At 69.7% G+C, this 17,047-nt stretch carries 15 protein-coding genes; 8 read left to right on the forward strand and 7 right to left on the reverse strand.

Annotated features, from left to right (window positions below):
• Window positions 1–28 precede the first annotated feature (28 nt).
• Window positions 29–832: an SAM-dependent methyltransferase gene (locus OHT77_RS06130; RefSeq protein WP_328826967.1), complete on the forward strand. Its 804-nt coding sequence runs from the start codon at window positions 29–31 to the stop codon at window positions 830–832.
• 77 nt (window positions 833–909) lie between these two features.
• On the opposite strand, the gene OHT77_RS06135 is transcribed toward OHT77_RS06130, so the two are convergent.
• Entirely contained in the window at window positions 910–1,458 is a 549-nt protein-coding gene (locus tag OHT77_RS06135; protein WP_328826968.1) for an ATP-binding protein, read from the reverse strand.
• A 213-nt stretch (window positions 1,459–1,671) separates the two neighbouring features.
• Here OHT77_RS06135 and OHT77_RS06140 point away from each other — a divergent pair, with 213 nt between their 5' ends.
• Window positions 1,672–1,923 carry a DUF397 domain-containing protein gene (locus tag OHT77_RS06140; RefSeq protein WP_266777544.1) on the forward strand — a complete coding sequence of 84 codons (252 nt, stop codon included), beginning with the start codon at window positions 1,672–1,674 and terminating at the stop codon, window positions 1,921–1,923.
• A 160-nt stretch (window positions 1,924–2,083) separates the two neighbouring features.
• Window positions 2,084–2,989, forward strand: a complete 906-nt coding sequence (locus tag OHT77_RS06145) for a helix-turn-helix domain-containing protein (protein ID WP_328826970.1) — start codon at window positions 2,084–2,086, stop codon at window positions 2,987–2,989.
• A 20-nt stretch (window positions 2,990–3,009) separates the two neighbouring features.
• On the opposite strand, the gene OHT77_RS06150 is transcribed toward OHT77_RS06145, so the two are convergent.
• Together OHT77_RS06150 and OHT77_RS06155 are read right to left on the reverse strand one after the other, a co-directional pair.
• Entirely contained in the window at window positions 3,010–4,557 is a 1,548-nt protein-coding gene (locus OHT77_RS06150) for an alpha-L-fucosidase (RefSeq protein ID WP_328826971.1), read from the reverse strand.
• Window positions 4,558–4,581: 24 nt separating this feature from the next.
• A complete protein-coding gene (locus OHT77_RS06155) occupies window positions 4,582–6,447 on the reverse strand; it encodes a family 20 glycosylhydrolase (RefSeq protein ID WP_328826972.1) in 1,866 nt (621 codons plus the stop codon).
• A gap of 328 nt (window positions 6,448–6,775) precedes the next feature.
• On the opposite strand from OHT77_RS06155, the gene OHT77_RS06160 reads away from it, so the two are divergent.
• Complete coding sequence (locus OHT77_RS06160; RefSeq protein WP_328826973.1) at window positions 6,776–8,122, forward strand: amidase; 1,347 nt, start codon at window positions 6,776–6,778, stop codon at window positions 8,120–8,122.
• Window positions 8,123–8,138: 16 nt separating this feature from the next.
• On the opposite strand, the gene OHT77_RS06165 is transcribed toward OHT77_RS06160, so the two are convergent.
• The 3 genes from OHT77_RS06165 to OHT77_RS06175 form a co-directional block, all read right to left on the reverse strand.
• On the reverse strand, window positions 8,139–8,621 hold the full coding sequence (locus OHT77_RS06165; protein ID WP_266777534.1) for a GNAT family N-acetyltransferase: 483 nt from the start codon (window positions 8,619–8,621) through the stop codon (window positions 8,139–8,141).
• 54 nt (window positions 8,622–8,675) lie between these two features.
• Complete coding sequence (locus tag OHT77_RS06170) at window positions 8,676–8,849, reverse strand: hypothetical protein (RefSeq protein WP_019057549.1); 174 nt, start codon at window positions 8,847–8,849, stop codon at window positions 8,676–8,678.
• 460 nt (window positions 8,850–9,309) lie between these two features.
• Window positions 9,310–9,747 (reverse strand): response regulator transcription factor, encoded by a 438-nt coding sequence (locus OHT77_RS06175; protein ID WP_328826974.1) that lies wholly within the window; start codon window positions 9,745–9,747, stop codon window positions 9,310–9,312.
• Between the two features lie 717 nt (window positions 9,748–10,464).
• Here OHT77_RS06175 and vioD point away from each other — a divergent pair.
• The 3 genes from vioD to vioC are packed head-to-tail and all read left to right on the forward strand — an operon-like array spanning window position 10,465 to window position 14,563.
• Complete coding sequence (gene vioD, locus OHT77_RS06180) at window positions 10,465–11,607, forward strand: capreomycidine synthase (protein WP_328834167.1); 1,143 nt, start codon at window positions 10,465–10,467, stop codon at window positions 11,605–11,607.
• Complete coding sequence (locus tag OHT77_RS06185; protein ID WP_328826975.1) at window positions 11,604–13,496, forward strand: amino acid adenylation domain-containing protein; 1,893 nt, start codon at window positions 11,604–11,606, stop codon at window positions 13,494–13,496. The genes vioD and OHT77_RS06185 overlap by 4 nt, the downstream gene beginning before the upstream one ends.
• Window positions 13,497–13,537: 41 nt before the next feature.
• Complete coding sequence (vioC, locus tag OHT77_RS06190) at window positions 13,538–14,563, forward strand: arginine beta-hydroxylase, Fe(II)/alpha-ketoglutarate-dependent (protein WP_328826976.1); 1,026 nt, start codon at window positions 13,538–13,540, stop codon at window positions 14,561–14,563.
• A gap of 113 nt (window positions 14,564–14,676) precedes the next feature.
• Here the strand turns inward: vioC and OHT77_RS06195 are convergent, their stop codons facing one another.
• On the reverse strand, window positions 14,677–16,065 hold the full coding sequence (locus OHT77_RS06195; RefSeq protein ID WP_328826977.1) for a condensation domain-containing protein: 1,389 nt from the start codon (window positions 16,063–16,065) through the stop codon (window positions 14,677–14,679).
• Between the two features lie 552 nt (window positions 16,066–16,617).
• Here OHT77_RS06195 and OHT77_RS06200 point away from each other — a divergent pair.
• On the forward strand, window positions 16,618–17,040 hold the full coding sequence (locus OHT77_RS06200; RefSeq protein ID WP_328826978.1) for a hypothetical protein: 423 nt from the start codon (window positions 16,618–16,620) through the stop codon (window positions 17,038–17,040).
• Window positions 17,041–17,047: the final 7 nt, after the last annotated feature.

The raw sequence follows: 17,047 nt of genomic DNA on the forward strand, positions 1-17,047 counted from the left end.
GCCGGGTACTTCGTGTGAGGCTTTGCCCATGACCTCCGAAGACCCGCTGGCCGACCGGCTCCAGCTCGACCGGCCGCACTCCGCCCGTGTGTGGAACTTCCTCCTGGGCGGCAAGGACAACTACGCCGCAGACCGCGAAGCCGGCGAAATGATCGTCCAGATGTTCCCGGACATCGCGCTCCTCGCCCGTCTCCAACGCCGGTTCCTGGTGAGGGCGGTGCGCTACCTCACCGAGGAGGCGGGCATCCGCCAGTTCCTCGACATCGGGACGGGCCTGCCCACCGTCGACAACACGCACGAGGTCGCGCAGCGCATCGCGCCCGAGAGCCGCATCGTGTACGTCGACAACGACCCGTTGGTCCTGGTGCACGCGCAGGCGCTGCTCACCAGCACCCCGGAGGGCGCCTGCGCGTACCTCGAAGCGGATGTGCGCGATCCCGAGCACATCCTCGAAGTCGCCGCGAAGACACTGGACTTCAGCCAGCCGATCGCGCTGACGATGCTGGGCATCCTGGGCCAGATCCCGGACTCGGACGAGCCCGAGGCCGTCGTGAGCCGCTTCCTGGAAGCCCTGCCGCCGGGCAGCTACCTGGCACTGAGCGACGGCACGGACACCAACGCCGCGCTGAACCAGGCGATTTCGGTGTACAACGCCAACTCCGCCAGCTCGTACCACCTGCGCGGCCCGGAGCGGATCGAGGCGTTCTTCACGGGCCTGGAAGTCATCGAGCCCGGCATCGTGCCCACCTCGCAGTGGCACCCGGAGCCGGTCGACGTGGGCCGCGACCCGTCCGACGTGGACGCGATCTGCGGGATCGGCCGCAAGGCCTGAGCAGCAACACGCAGGAGGGGCACCGGAGTTACCGGTGCCCCTCTTCGCTGTGCGTGTCCGATGGCCGGCACCCCGCGTCAGATCCGGAACAGCGCCCAGACCGTCTTCCCGCCGCCCGCCCGCAGGCACCAGCCCCACGACTCGCTCAGCGCGGAGACCACTTGGAGCCCGCGCCCGGACTCCGCGAACTCGTCGGGGTGTCCCTCCACCGGCACGCAGTCACTGTCGTCGGTCACAGCGCACACCGCGTACGGCAGCCGGTCCCACACCGCTAGCCAGAGTGAAGGCTGCGGCTCGGCAAGGGAGTTGGGCGCCCGGCCGTAGCGCAGCGCGTTGCTCACCAGTTCCGACACGGTGACCGCCACGTCGTCCAGGACCTCGTCGCCGGTCCGGTCGGCCAGTGTCGTGCGCGTGAACTCCCGTGCCACATGGGCGGATCGGGGCAGCGGCGGCACGACGAGGACGGAACAGAGGGCGGGGTCGCGCCCGTCCCCGGCGGCGGGGACCAGGGTGACCGTCCGTCCGGGCTCGGGCGGACCGACCTGATCGACGGCCCGGCACAGCCACTCCCAAGTCCCCTCGATCCGCAGGGTGTCGACCGGTCGTACGACTTGCTCTGCGGACATCGCGACCCCTGAGACCCCTGGGAAGAGAACAACTGCGCGGCTAAACCTGTCCGGAGCATCGTCCTCCGGCAGCCCCTGCGAACGCAAGTGCATCGGCAATTACCGCTGCAATTGCAGACGATCTTGCAAGCGGTCCGAACGAGGGCTATCGTCCTGCACACCACCAATGGGTGCAATTGAAGCTGCAATTGCACCCGATCTTCCGGGGGAGCGATGAGGCCTCAGATCGAGCACGAGAACGGCATGTCGGCGACCCTGCTGAGCGGCGCGCAGTGGCGCAAGAGCCACCACAGCAACCCCGAGGGCAACTGCGTCGAACTGGCCGCTCTCTCCGACGGTCACGTCGCCGTACGCAACTCGCGCCATCCCGAAGGTCCGGCGCTCGTCTACACCAGCGCCGAGATCTCCGCGTTCGTCCGCGGTGTGAAGGACGGCGACTTCGACGGCCTACTCCCCGGCCGCTGAGGTCAGGCAAACCCGCGGATTGGCCGGAAGGGGCCGGACACAGGCCGGCACCTTCCGGCTCCTTCACTCCCCGCAGTTATCCGGAACCTCGGTGCTACGATCCTCTTTTAAGTCCCGAAAACTTGCGGACGGTGTCGGCGCGACCGCCGAGGGGATGAACATGACTGCAGCTCAACCGGAATACGCCCCCTCGGGCTCGGACGTACTCAGCCTTCAGCGCGGTGGCCCGACCGTCCAGCGCATCATGCTGGGCACCCGCCTGCGCCGCCTGCGGGAGTCCCTCAACATCACCCGGGACACGGCCGCTTCGGCGATACGCGCCTCCGACGCCAAGCTCTGCCGCATGGAGCTGGGCCGCGTCGGCTTCAAGGAGCGCGACGTCGCCGACCTGTTGACCCTCTACGGCCTGCACGAGCCGGACGTGCGCCAGGAGTTCCTGGACTCGGCCCGCCGTGCCAACGAACCCGGCTGGTGGCGTGCGTACGGCGACGCCTTCCCGACCTGGTTCGAGCAGCACCTGGGTCTGGAGGAGGCCACCTCCCTGATCCGCACGTACGAAGTCCAGTTCATTCCCGGCCTGTTGCAGACCGCCGCGTACGCCGAGGCCGTCATCCGGCTCGGCCGTCCCGTCGACACCCCGGACTCGATCCAGCGCCGTGTCGAACTCCGCATGACCCGGCAGGAGTTGCTCACCAGGCCCGGTGCGCCGAAGCTCTGGGTCGTGGTGGACGAGGCCGCACTGCGCCGTCCGCTGGGCGGGACCGAGGTGATGCGCGAACAGCTGCGGCACCTCGTCGACATCTCGGCGCTGCCGAACGTCACCCTTCAGGTGCTGCCGTTCCACGTGGGCGGCCACGCCGCCGCCGGCGGTCCGATCACCGTGCTGCGTTTCCCGGTGCCGGACCTGCCGGACGTCGTCTACCTCGAACAGCTCACCAGCGCCCTCTACTTGGACAAGCCCGACGAGGTAGACCGCTACCTCGCGGTCATGGACCGGCTGAGCCTGGTGGCCTCACCGGCCCCCGAGTCGGTGGAGTTCCTGGAGAAGCTCCTCAAGGACATGTGAGGACGGGCGGCCCCGGCCGCTCAGACCCGCGACCGGTACAGCCCGAACTCCGCGATCCTCACGGTGTCCCGCGCCGCCGTCACCCGAACCCGCCACCGCCGGGCGCGCACCGGCGCGGCCAGCAGCAGGATGCGGCTCGCGCCGATCGTCCCGGCGCGGGTGACCTCCGTCCACGCCCCGCCGACGTACGCCTCGACGACGAAGGCCTCGACCTGCTGGCCGTAGCGCGCCGTGTCCTCCGCCAACCGGACGCGGTCCACGGCCCGTTCGGTGCCGAGGTCGACGGTGACCCGGCCGGGCGCGACGGTCGTCCGGGCACCGCGCGCCAGGTCCTCGGGCAGTTCCCGGTCCACCCGCTCACGGAACTCCCGCAGGCGTGCCACGTCCGGGGCCGCCAGCACACCGTCCGTGTCCGGTGGCACGTTGAGCAGCAGCACCGCGTTGCGGCCGACCGACCCGAAGTAGATGTCGATCAACTCGTCCACACTCTTGGGCGGTTGGTCCGGGTGGTAGAACCAGCCGTCGTGGATCGACACATCGCACTCGGCGGGCCACCACTGGAGGTAGTCGGTGTCCGGCAGCGCCGACACGAGTGCGCCACGGCTGCCCTCGTCGGGGGTGTCGTACGACAACGCCCAGTCGGTGCGCCCGTATTGCTCCTCCTTCACCGGCAGGACGCTCCACTCGTCCTCCCGCGCGGTGCCGCCCTCGTTGCCGACCCACCGCACATCCGGTCCCGTCACGGCGATCGCCGCGTCCGGGGCCAGCGCTCTGACCAGCGTGTACCAGCTGTCCCAGTCGTAGTCCTCGACCTGGCCCGGCGGGATGCGGCCCTGGGCGCCGTCGAACCACACCTCGTCGATCGGACCGTACTGGGTCAGCACTTCGTAGAGGGTGTTGAGCATGTGGGCGCCGTAGTCGGTGGCGTCCAGGGTGAAGAAGGCGCCCGGGGTGCGGTCGTCGCCGTCGACGAGGGTCGGGATCGTGCGGGTGGTGCGGGCACTGCCGTTGGCGTAGACGCCGTGGAGGTACTGGTTCTCGTCGGCGGGCGAGAGGTAGACGCCGGCCTTGATGCCGTACCGCCGCATGCTGTCGGCGAAGGAACGCAGTACGTCACCCTGGCCCGCACGCCAACTGCTGTACGCGACCGTGTGGTTGCTGTAACGGGAGGGGTAGAGGACGAAGCCGTCGTGGTGCTTGACGGTGAGGATGGCGAGCCTGAAGCCTCCGTCGCGCAGGGCGCGGGCCCACTGGTCGGTGTCGAGGCCGGTCGGCTGGAACACGTCCGGGTCCTCGTCACCGGTCCCCCACTCCAGGCCGGTGAAGGTGTTCACGCCGAAGTGCAGGAACGCCGTCCGCTCCAGCCGCTGCCAGGCCACCTGCCGTGCGGTGGGACGGACTTGGGATGCCTTGCGGACAAGGTCGGCCTCGGTGTCGTCGGGGCTGACGGGGATGCGGGAGCGGGAGTCGGACGGGGGCCGGGGTGCCGCGAGGGCTGAGCTCGTGGCCGTGCCGGTCGCGGCGAGGGCGGTGGCCGAGAGGACGAAGAGGCGTCGGGAGAGGGCCATGGGGGGTGGGACTCCTCTGGTTGATCAGTGGTCGGTCAAGTGCCAGGTGGCGGGCCGGTGTTGGTCCGGCGGGTACTGCACGAGCCCGCCGTCGTCCGCGACGCTCAGCGCCATCTGCGTGACGGCGTTGACGAGCCGGTGGCCGCCCGCAGCGGGCTCCACCTCCCAGCGCTGCATGGTGTTCGTGGCGTCGCAGGGCTGCGGGGTCGCCGAAACGCCGGGCTGGAGCGGCACGTTGAGGGTGAGCTTGCCGCCCCGCACCTCAAGGCAGCCGTCGCTGGTTCGCACGGTCGCGTAGCCGTCCGGGGTGCGCTGCACCGCGGCGTCGAAGGAGGTGCCGCCCGTCGTGCGGAACGTGTACGTCCCGTCCGCGACCGGTACCCGGGTCAGGTCCCGCCACCCTGGCGCGTGCCCAACTGCCGTGCCTCGTGCGGTGAACGCCGCGTACGTGGCGTCGGGATGCGGGTCGCCCCAGGTGACCTGGGCGAGGTGCCGCAGGGCGGGTTCGGTGTCGGCCGTGACCTCGTTCTCGGTCTCGCCGCGGCCGTTGTCGGGCCAGAGGCTGATCTTCGCGCCGGTGATGCCGTGGCTGGAGGTGAGCCTCTCGCCCTCGAAGCTGCGCGGATCCCAACTCTGGTCGTAGAGCGCCTCGGTGTCGCTGTGGAAACCGCCACGCACAAGGTAGAGGGAGTAGGCCGCGTTCATCAACGGGTAGCCCTGGGCGATGAGTTGGCTCGGTTTCTCCGCGACGTTCAGCCAGTGCTCGACCGTCGTGCCGGGTGCCACCGGCACGGTGTTGGCGCCGGTGAGACCGTCGTTCCAGATGCGCAGCTTCTTGCCCTTGCTCGCGGCGTAGGCCTGGACGCGGTTGATGAAGTCGATGTAGGCGTCCTGCGGGGTGGCGTTCGCGCCGTACTTCTCCTGGGCGTAGCGCAGCATCTGCGGGTACTTGGAGTAGTCGGAGCCGAGCATGTACTCGTCGGCGCCCATGTGCCAGGACGACGCGGTGAAGACCTGCGCGTACTCGTCCATCAGGCTCGTGTAGTAGTCGAAGGCCGCCGGTTGCGTGACGTCGAGCCGGGCGGGCTGCTTGGTGCCGTCGCTGTCGGTGAGCTGGAGGTCGGGGCGGTTCTCTATCCACGGGTCCATGTGGCCCGGGGAGTTGATCTCCGGGATGATCTCGACGTGGTACTTGTCGCCGAGCGCGACGAGGCGGCGCATCTCGTCCTGGGTGTAGTAGCCCCAGGTGTTCGCCTCGGGGTGCGCGGCGCTCTTCACCTTGAGTTCCAGGAGCAGTTGGTCGAGCTTGTGGTACGCCATCTCGCGCACCAGGTTCTCCAGCCAGGGCAGGGAGATGTGGACGTAGCAGGCGCAGACGCCGACTCCGCGTTCCTTGTAGCGCGGGACGTCGACCGTGCGTCCCGCGGGTATGCGGTCGCTCTGCGCGAGGAGTTGGAGGATAGTCCGGGTGCCGTGGAAGGCGCCGGTCTCGGTCGCGCCGGTCACCGACAGCCGCGTGCCCGACCGGAGTTCATAGCCCTCCGCACCCAACGAACGCTGAGCGGAGCGGACGTGGATCACGATGTCGCCGGGCCGGGCGGCACCACCGCCGTGCACCACGGGCACCGTTCCGTGGCCGGCCGCCTTCAGGTCCTCGGCGAGGGTGTCGGCGACCCTGCGCTCGCTCCCGCTGTCGGCCACGAGTCTGGTGCCGGGCCGGAAGTCGTAACTCCCGTGTTCCGGTGTCCAGTCGGAGAGCGCGGGCACGGTGACCGGCACCGCCTGCACCTGCCGTGCCGTGACCGCCGACGCGGGTGCGGGTGCCGCGAGCAGTGCGAACACCGCCGCGAAGCCGATGAACCGGAACCGCCTCTTCCTGCGCTCAGCCATGCCACTCCACCGGTCGCGATTGATCGGACGACTGATGATTGGACTGCACTCAGGGGCTGTCAATGGCCGGTGTGAGCAGCCTGATGGGGCCATTGATCGGATGACCAGCAGGTCAGTCGGCGCCCTCCCCGCACCGGCTCGCGAAAAGTCCAACAAGACGGCCGCGAATGTCCAAGACCGACGGCCCTGAGTGTTCGGCAACCGACGGCCCTGGGCGTTCGGCAACCAACCCCCCTGGACATCCAGGCCTTGTCACCCCTCGACGCACCGCTCCTCCCGAGGCACAGTTCTCCCTACATACTCGCGAGTAGTGAGAAGGAGCGCGCCCGTGACCAGCTGGGTCGGCCGTACCGCCGTCGAGATCGCCACCGCCGTCCAGGAGAAGCGGGTCACGCCGCGTGAGGTGGTGGCCGAGCATCTCGCGCGGATCGAGCGGCTCGACGGGCGGATCGGGGCGTTCCGGGTGGTGCGGGCGGAGGCGGCGCTCGCGGAGGCCGACGCGCTGGGCGCGCGGGACGATCTGGCCCAACTGCCCCTGGCGGGCGTGCCGGTGGCCGTCAAGGACAACCTCCCGGTGACCGGCGAGTCCAACCGGGTCGGTTCCGCCGCGACCCCGGACACCCCCGCCGACCACGACCACATCACCGTGGCCCGGCTGCGGGCGGCGGGAGCGATCGTCGTAGGACTCACCAACGTGCCCGAGCTGTGCATCTTCGGCACGACCGAGGGCGTGCACGGGACCTCCCGCAACCCGTGGGACACCACCCGCACCGCGGGCGGTTCATCGGGCGGCAGCGCCGCCGCCGTGGCCGCGGGCATGGTGCCGATCGCGCTCGGCAACGACGGCATGGGCTCGCTGCGCATCCCCGCGGCCAACTGCGGCCTGGTCACCATCAAGCCGGGGTTCGGGGTCGTACCGGCCGGAATCGGTGACGGTGACTGGTTCGGAATGTCCGAGAACGGCCCCCTCGCGACGACCGTCGAGGACGCCCGGCTGATGTTTTCGGTCATCGCGGACACCGAGGTCGTACGCCCCGACAAGCCCGCCCCTCGGAATATCGCCGCCTCCGTGCGCAGCCCGCTCACCGGAGTGGCCATCAGCAAGCCGTATACGACCGCCGTACGGGAGGCGGCCGGGCTGCTGAACCGGGCCGGGCACACCGTGCGGCGCGCCGATCCGCCGTATCCGCTCTCCCTGAGCACGACCTCGCTCGCGCACTGGACGGCGGGCACGTCGGTGGACGCGGCGGGGCTCGACCCGCGCAGGCTGACCCGGCGGAGCCGGGTGCACGCGGCGATCGGGCGGCGGTTCGTGAAGAGCGTCCGCACCGGCCGGGCCCGGGAGCAGCTGCGGGAGCGCCTGGCGCCGTTCTTCGCCGAGCACGACATCCTGCTGACGGCGGCGCTGGCCCGCCGCTCCCCCAAGGCCGGGCCGTGGCACGAGCGGGGCTGGCTGCGGAACGTACTGGCGAACACCACCTACTCGCCGATGACGCCCCCTTGGAACCTCACCGGCTGGCCGGCGATGTCGGTCCCGTTCGGCACCCTGCCCTCCGGCGCGCCCTGCGCCGTACAGCTGGTGGGGCGGCCGGGGTCGGAGGCGGCGCTGCTGGAGCTGGCCGGGGAGCTGGAGAAGCTGCGGCCGTGGCAGCGGACCGCGCCCCTCGACCAGTAGGTGCCGCCGGCCGCGCCTATAGGGCGCGGTGCATGACGTGCAGGCCGACGCGGCCGTCGCGGGGATGGTCGTAGGCGTCGGGCACCGTGCCCAGGATGGTGAAGCCGAGGGAGAGCCAGAGGCCGACGGCCGGGTTGGTCTCGACGACGGCGTTGAAGACCATGCCGCGGAAGCCCTGGTCACGGGCGGCGGTGAGGATGTGTTCGGCGAGGGCGCGGCCGATGCCGCGGCCGCCGTGGTCGGGGTCGACCATGAAGCCGGCGTTGGCGATGCGGTCGGCGGGGCCGCCGTAGTTCGGGGTGACGTAGGCCGAGCCGACGACCGTGCCGGTCTCGTCCTCGGCGACGTACACGCGTTTCGGCGGGCTCGTCCACAAGGCCCGGGCCGCCTCCTCGGAGGTGTCCCGGGCCCAGGTGTAGGTGTCGCCTGCGGCGACGATCCGGTGCCAGAAAGGCCAGATCCGCGGCCAGTCGTCGGCCGCGGCTTCTCTGATCAGCATGGGCGTGATCCTTCCACGCCCATGCTGTCGGCGATCGCGAAGGGTCCTGTGGGGTCAGTCCACGCTGGGCAGGATGTGGGGCTCGGCGAGGTCGTCCTCGTAGCCCGCGAGTCGGATGGGGGCGGACCGTGCCCACACGGCCAGGCTGCCGAGCTCGTCGGACCGGCGGCCCGCACGCTCCGTGTGTTCCTTGGGGCGTTGCTCGCGATTCGTCTTCTCCGGTGTCACCGCGCACTCCTTATGTGTCGGGTCACCCTCGGGGCGCACCGGCCGGTCATCGGTCCGGTACCTGGCCCGCTCGGGCATGGGTTCAAGGCAGTTCGGACGCGGTGGCGCCGGTTACTCGTGTGAGAGCAGGCCAGTGTGACCGGCTTGCCCCGGGACGGACCATGGGTGTGGGTGGGACCCCTTGTCGCTGTCCGTCCGCCTCAGGTTAACCAAATGAGCGGGCCAGCGCTCGATGGGGCCGAAAACATGGTGTAAAGAATAGGTACTTGCAGCCACCGGTTCTGACCTGCCCGGACCCCGGCCTGCCCTGGGCGGCCCTGGTGCCGTGCACTTTTCATGATGCTCGCCTTCCTCGGCTCCCGCCCTGCGGGACACCGCTACGGCCGCCGGGACGCCCCGCGCTTCGGGCAGCACATGCGGTGTGCCGACCTTGTTGCCGCGAACCCCTACCGAGGAGACGTCACGAGAACCGCTCGTGACGCAGAGCGGAGGATGGTCTGCGGTGGCGGAACACCGGGAGGAATGCCGAGTTGGGCGGCAGGGTCGACGGCTCCGCGCGTGACCCGCTCCCACGGCTGTCCTCCGTCACCCGTCCCGGCCGAGGACCAGGTTCTTCCGCCGCCCACTCATCGTCCAGCCGCAGGGCGTACATGAGGAGTTGCATGCGGCTGCGCGCACCGGTCTTGGCGCGAATCCGCCGGAAGTAGGTGTCGACGGTGTGCCGACTGATCTGCATGCGTTTCGCAATCGCGTAGTACGTCAGCCCGTCGGCCATATGCGCCAGCACCTGCCGTTCCTGCCGGCTGAGCGACGTCGAAGCACCATCGGCGATCTCATCCATGCGCATACCGCCTTCCTGGTCGTCGAGCGCGCGCCGTCCGCCCTCGGCGGAGGGCATACACACCGCACATCTCGCACGCAGAGGTAGGGGACCCGAGCCCGCCACACGAAGCGACTCGTGCGTTCCGGCTCGCTCTTCGCACGTCGAATCCTCACGGAGGAACAGCGTGCGGGGGCTCGACCGCCCCCCTCATCAAGCTGCCGGACAACAAGAGGACAAGACACGTAACGGGAAAAGGGAGCAAAGGGGTGCAACTGTCGATGAAGTCCGCCCGCCGCTGAACCACCGGAGGACACAGGGCGCGACCGTCAGCGCGTCACGCGACAGGGCGGTCGGTCACCAGCGGGCAGGGCCGCCGTGAGCGTACACCTGCCGAATTGGCTGATTGATATGCCAAATACCGTCCGACCGAATAATGCTGTCGGTCGGACGGTATTTGGCATATGACGGCAAGAGTGCCATTAACTTGCCGATCGGTCACCGGCGCCGCGCCTCAACGGAGTTGCGCACCCCCGGAAGTCAGGATCGATGCCGCGTCAGCGGGACAGGCTCAACTCGCTCACCAGGCACGACGCGGTCGGGCGCCCGCTGTGTCACGTACTTGCGTTACTTGCGCCGGCCGCACCGATGCGGATCTAATCAATCCGGTCAACTCGGTCCGTTCCCTGTCGGTTTCACCCGGCGAATGCATCACTCGAACCCGTACCGGACTCGCCCTTCACTCATTCTTCTGAAACCTTATACCCCGGGGTTTTCTTCGTGCCGCAGACTCGAATGTATTCCAACTCGACCTTGTCCGAGAAACCACCGGTGCTCGAAGAGTGGTACCGGCGTCACCTCGACCGAGCGAAACGGGACATCAGTTCCAGCGGAGTTTCTCCCTACACATACGCCGAGATGCGCCGGCTGACCGGTCTCGGTGCGGCAGACCTCGACGACATACTGGTCGACGACAGCACCTCTCAGGGATCGCCCGAACTGCGCCAGGCCATCGCCGACCGCTATCTGGCGGGCCGGGCGGAACGGGTCATGGTCACCCATGGTTCCAGTGAGGCGATCGCCCTCACCCTGGCGACGCTCTTACGACCGGATGACCTCGTGGTGCTGCCGGACATGCTGTACCACGCGCTGGTCCACTATCCCGAACTGGCCGACTGTCGGCTGCGCTCCCTGCCGCTGGACGACTTCACCGCCGCCGGCACCGATCCCGCAGCCATGGACCGGGCGATCCCGGCGGACACCCGGGCAGTCATCGTCAACTTCCCGCACAACCCCACCGGCGCGACGCTGACTCCGGCCGCGTACCGACGGCTCATCGACCGGGTGCGGGAGGTGGGAGCGGTCCTGGTGTGGGACGCGGCGACCGCGGAGATCTCCTGGAGCGGCCCGGTCCTGCCGGATCCGGGTCTGGAACATCCGGACACCATCAGCTACGGCACGTTCTCCAAGGCCTTCGGGCTGCCGGGCCTGCGGGTGGGATGGTGCACCGCCCCTCCCGAACTGATCGAGCGCAGTTTCGCCCTGCGTGACCGCAGCACCCTGTTCCTGTCCCCGATCGTGGAGGCGATCGCCACGGCGGCCATGCGCTCGGCGGACGCCCTCGTCGAGCCGGGGCGCGAGCGGGCTCGGAGCAACCTCGCCGTACTGGAGCGATGGGTCGCGGAACACGAGGGGCTGGTGTCCTGGAAGCCGCCGCAGGGCGGGGTGTGCTGTCTGCTGGAGTTGCCCGGCGTCACGGACTCGGAGCGGTTCTGCCTCGAACTCCTCGAGCAGGAAGGGACGTTGCTCGTTCCCGGTACCGCGTTCGGGCGTGAGGGCACCGTCCGACTCGGCTTCGGCGGTGGTGAGAAGGACTTCACCGACGGGCTGACATCCCTCTCCCGGCTGCTGCGAGCCGGAGGAGGAACGCGTCGATGACCGCACCCGGCCCCGTCGTCGAGTCCGACGCACTGCTTGAGTCGTGGCGTACCGTCGTCGCCCGCCACGGTGGACGGGTCGCCCTCAGCGACGGGCAGCGCACCCTGACCTACCGTCAACTGGCCGCGGCGGCACAGCGGATCGCCGGCCGGCTGGCCGCTGCCGGTGCCGCCCCGGGGCGGCAGGTGATGCTCCAGGTGAACGCTCCCCTCGACGCCGTCGTCTGCATGTGGGGTGTGCTGGAAGCGGGTGCGGCCTTCGTCCTGCTGGAGGACGGGTTGCCGCAGGCCGCTCGGGCGGCACGGGTCGACCGGGTCAGCGCGCTGCTGTCGGCCGGTCGCGGGCAGCCCGTGGACGCTCTGCCCCTTCCGTGGGTCGACCTGGCCCCGGAGCTGGACGGTGTCGAACCGGACGGACCCGTGCCCGACGGCACCACGCGCCCGGGCCCGGCGGCGTACGTGATGTTCACCTCCGGATCCACCGGTCGACCCAAAGCGGTCGAGATCGGACGCGACGCGCTGCACGGCTTCTCACTCGCCGCCGCGGACCGTCTCGCGCTCCGCCCCGGGGACCGGTGGCTGCAGCTGGCCTCCCTGGGCTTCGACGTGCTCATCGAGGAGGTCTTCCCGGCCCTGCTGACCGGGGGCACAGTGGTCTGCCGCCCCGACAGCACCGCGCCCGATCCGGAGGAACTCCACGCCATGCTGAGCGACATGGGTGTCACGATCGTGGAGTTGTCCACCCAGTACTGGCGCGAGTACGCCCGTTGGCTCGACGTCCGGAACGAGACGACGCCACCTGGACTGCGCCGTGTCCTCGTCGGGGGTGAACGAATGGATCCCGACGACTGGCGCCGCTGGGAGCGCTCCGGGCGCGCTCCCCTGGTGCACGTCTACGGGCTCACCGAGTGCACCGTCACCTCGACCATGTACGACGGACGGCTGCCCGCGGACGCCCAGGAGGTGCCCATCGGCACACCGCTCGCCAACGCCGAGGTCACCGTACGTGGTGCCGACGGGCTACCGGTCGCGGCCGGCGAGCTCGGTGAGATCCACATCGGCGGCCCCTCACTGGCCTCGGGCTACCTGGGCGATCCGGAACAGACCGCCCGGCGGTTCATCCCGGATGCCCGTTCACCGGAGCAGCGCCTGTACGCCACCGGGGACCGCGGCAGGATCCTGCCGGACGGCAACCTCGAGTTCAGGGGCCGCATGGACGACCAGCTCAAGGTACGAGGGCACCGGCTGGAGCCCGCGTCGGTGGAACGACTGCTCACCGCGGACCCCGAGGTGGCCCAGGCCGTGGTCCTCCTCGACATGAGCACCCGGACCACCTTGTCGGCCTGCCTCGTCCCGTCCGGGCCCGTTCCGGAAGTGACCCCGGACCGTGCGCTGCCCGTCACCGGGGAGCGGCGCGAGGAACTGCTGGCAGGTCTCGCCGCGGAGCTGCCCGACTGGGCCATCCCCCGTCGGTTGTTCTGGACGGCCGAGCTGCCGAAGAACTCACACGGCAAGCTCGACCGCCATTCCCTGGACACCATGCTGGCGACCGCGTCCCGCCCCGCCGCCGAGGCCACCGCTCCGGCAGCCGGCGCCGACGCGTCCCGCGAGCGAAACCAGGTGTCCGGGGAGGAACCCGCCCAACTGGCCGCCGTTCTCGAGCTCTTCCGAGTGCTGCTGGGCGATCCCGGCTTCGGGCCCGACTCCGACTTCTTCGAAGGTGGCGGGCAGTCGATTCTCGCCATGCGCCTGGTCACCGAACTGCGCGCGTCCCTCCCCCGCACGCCCGGACTGAGGGCAAGCACCGTTTTCGACCATCCCACCCCCCGCCGGCTGGCCCACTGGATGGCCGCGGAGACCGGCCGGAGCCGGAACGCTCCCGAGCGGTAGGGCGTTCACCTCCCCCGACGGCAGCGAAGGACTCATCTGCAATGGGCACCGATCACGACCCTGTCCTGACCCTCACTCCTGACGAGGCGCGGCAGACGGCCGAGCTGACGCTCCGTCTCGCGGAACGGTACGCCGCTGACGACGACCCGGAGCTGCTCCTCGACCTGCCCCGGCTCGCCAGCGGGCTCCCGGTACGCACCCAGCGGTTCCTGCGTACTTTCGCGACCGAGGAGCCCACCGGTTTCGGTGTCGTCAGCGGGCACCTCTTCGATCAGGAGCGCATCGGCCCCACTCCCGAGGACTGGCACGAACGCCCGCGCCCCAACAGGGAGTTCCCCGAGGAGATCCTGGTACTGCTGTACGCGGGGCTGCTCGGAGAGCCGTTCGGGTGGACGACCCAGCAGGACGGCCGGCTGGTGCACGATGTCTTCCCCGTCCGCAAGCACGAGCACGATCAGCTGGGCCTGGGCAGCAAGGAGCTGCTCACCTGGCACACCGAGGACGCCTTCCACCCCTATCGCGGGGACTATCTGGTGCTCGCGTCCCTGCGCAATCCGGACCGCGTCGCCACCACGGTGGGCGAGTACGTGCCCCACGCCCTATCGCCGGCGGATCTGGAGGTGCTGTTCGAGGAGCGCTTCCACATCGCCCCCGACGAGTCGCACCTGCCCAAGAACAACTCCCGCGCGTCCGACGGGGACAGCGGACAGTTCGCCGCGCTCGAGGAGTTCATACGAGAGCGCAGGCCTGTGTCGGTCCTCTTCGGTCCTCGACAGGAACCGTACCTACGACTGGACCCCTATTTCATGGCGGACCCGGAGGACGACCCCGCGGCGCGACAGGCGCTGGAGAGACTGATCGCCGTCATCGACGGGGGCCTGCGCGAGGTCGCCCTGGAGCAGGGTGACTGCCTGGTGATCAACAACCACCGTGTCGTGCACGGCCGGGTGCCCTTCACCGCCCGTTTCGACGGAACGGACCGGTGGCTGAAACGCATCAACGTCACGCACGATCTGCGCAAGTCCCGCACCATGCGGGCCAGTTCGTCCACCCGGCTCATCGGCTGACGACGGCCATGACCGACCTCCGTCCGTTCTCGGCGACCAAGCTGGACCGGCGGCGAGGTCGTCCGGGTGTCCGGCTCCCCGGCCAGGGCCGCGGAGCCGGACACCCGGCCCGGTCAGTCCACCCGGGCCGCCGACGGCAGCAGTTCCTCGACCGGGGTGTCCGGGGAGCTCAGGAACCTGTGCACCAAGGAGGTGAAGACATCAACCAGTTCCCGTACTCCTTCCTCGTCGAAGACATCCGCGGGGAACACCACGGTGAAGTCCACGCTCTCGGCGTCGGCCGAGGCGAACAGCTCCAGGCTCTCTATCTGCTGCAGCTGTCCGGGGAGCTCGGCAGGCTCCACCGCGAGGCCGGCAGCCTGGCGGTTGCCGCCGGTCCAGCCTCCGGGGGCCACGTCGAAGAACGTGCAGGGTCGCTCCAGCAGCCTGCCGAGCATGTGCGGAGCGAGGGCCGACGTCACCTCGGGCGCCGGGACCTGCCCCAACCGCTGGCTCTCCATGACGGCCGAACGAACCTGGCGCGTCAGCTGGCCGAACGACACCGAGGTGTCCAGCTTCACTCGCACGGTGACGTAGGTGGACAGGAAGCACACCAGGTTGAGCAGGTGCTCCTGGGTGCGGCGGGTCACCGGGATGAGCGCCGTGAGGTCGGCGCGACCGTTGCGGGCGTGCAGTGCGCACAGGTAGGAGGAGAACAGCACGATGAACGGGGTCGTCCGGGCCGACCGGCAGTACTCCGTGAGCAGTTGGAACGTCTCCGGCGGCAGCGAGACGTCGAAGGTGCCGACCTCGTAGCGGTCGTTGGTCTCGCGCCGCATCTCCGGCAGGGCGACGGGGGCGTTGGTCCCGATCCCGTCGAGCAGTTCGGCGAAGCGGGCGATCAGCTGCCTGGGCTCGGGGTCGCGGCCGAGCCACTCGGCCTCCCAGCGCACGAAGTCGGAGTAGGTGAAGGGCTGGTCGGGCAGTTTCGCCTCCCGGCCCTCCGCCTCCGCGGCGTACAGCTCCCACAGCTCGTTCGCCAGGATCTCGAACGACTGGCCGTCGGCCACGAGATGGTCGACGGAGACGCCGAGCAGGTGGTCCTCGTCCCCGAGCCGGTACACGACGGCGCTGAACAGCAGCCCGCCGTCGAGGTCGGGGTTGCGGCTGAGGTACGCACCGGCCCGCCGCAGGGCCTCGTCCAGCCGCTCCGCCTCGGGCAGGTCCCGCAGGTCCTCCTCGTCCGGTACGAAGGGCCGGGCCGGCCGGATCTCCTGGCGCCCGGCCTTGCCGCGCTCCGGGAAGGCCACGCGCAGTGCCTCGTGACGGGCGACGAGCGCGGTCAGTGCCGAGTGCAGCGCGTCGGACCGCAGGGATCCGGTGAGCCTGAACACCCTGCTGATCATGCGGACCTCAACGCCCAGGCCGCGCTGCTCCACCCACTCCTGAATCGCCAGGCGGTCCGCTTGGTCGGACAGCAGCGGAAGCCCTTCGAAAGGTCCTTCCTCGTTCACGGGGTGCATGTGAATTCTCCCTCCGGAAAACCAGGACACACCGGATGCGAAAGCACCCGGAACGAGAACCGAGACTACTGAACGGAATGCCGTCGATGCAATACGATCCAGGCAATAATTTCTTCGGGTATTACGCCGACATTTATACGGGGGCGCCTTACAATGATTTCACCGAGGGGGGTAGCGAAAGACCTCCCCGAACTGCTTTCCTTCTACGGGGCGGGCACCGGGTCGCATCCGGACCTCGGCTGCGGCACCCGCACCCGGTGACCGACTCCCTTGGCAGCTGCGGAATCGGCCCCGGAATGGACAGATCACTCATCCGTATGAAGAACATGGGGGATCCGTGCGGTGGCCGTGACCGAGCAGATCAGCGCGCTCGTCGAAAAGGCAGTGGATTTAGTTGTGCGAGGCGCCCCTGATCACTGTGAAGGCGTGATTTCCGCAATTACACGGGACCGGTCGGCCAATATTCCGGAATTCATGTCGCTCGGATATGACGATCGCCCCGCCGTGGCACGCTCGGCCGTCACGCCGGGGCTCCCAGGGGTGCCCTCCGCGATGGCCGCCGTGACCGACGCCGTGGCCGGGTGGGGCACCACGCGCACCGCCCTCGCACGGGCTCCGGCCCTCGGTCCGCCAGGGCATGGCGAGGGGCGGTACGCGCCGCGGCGCGCGCTAGGGCTCGTCGACGCCGTCGAGGGACCGCGTCAGCGCGCGGGCGTCGGCGCGAAAGACCGTGGGGCGTCGGACCTGACCGTGCGGCAGGTCCGCCGGCACCCGGTACGGACGCCCGAACCGGAACGCTCCGCCCGGGCAGGTCCAGGCTCCGTGGGGCTCGGCAGCGGCGGCGTGCCACTGCGCGGCTCGTTCGCGGGACTGTCCGGGCATTCCCGCCGTGCCGCCGCACCAGGGCTGCCGCGCGGGCCGTCCGACGGTGTCCCGGCCGCCCCCGACCCCGCCGTTCCTCCTCAACCAGGCTGATCCGCCG

This window comes from Streptomyces sp. NBC_00252, assembly GCF_036187565.1.
Classification (GTDB): domain Bacteria; phylum Actinomycetota; class Actinomycetes; order Streptomycetales; family Streptomycetaceae; genus Streptomyces.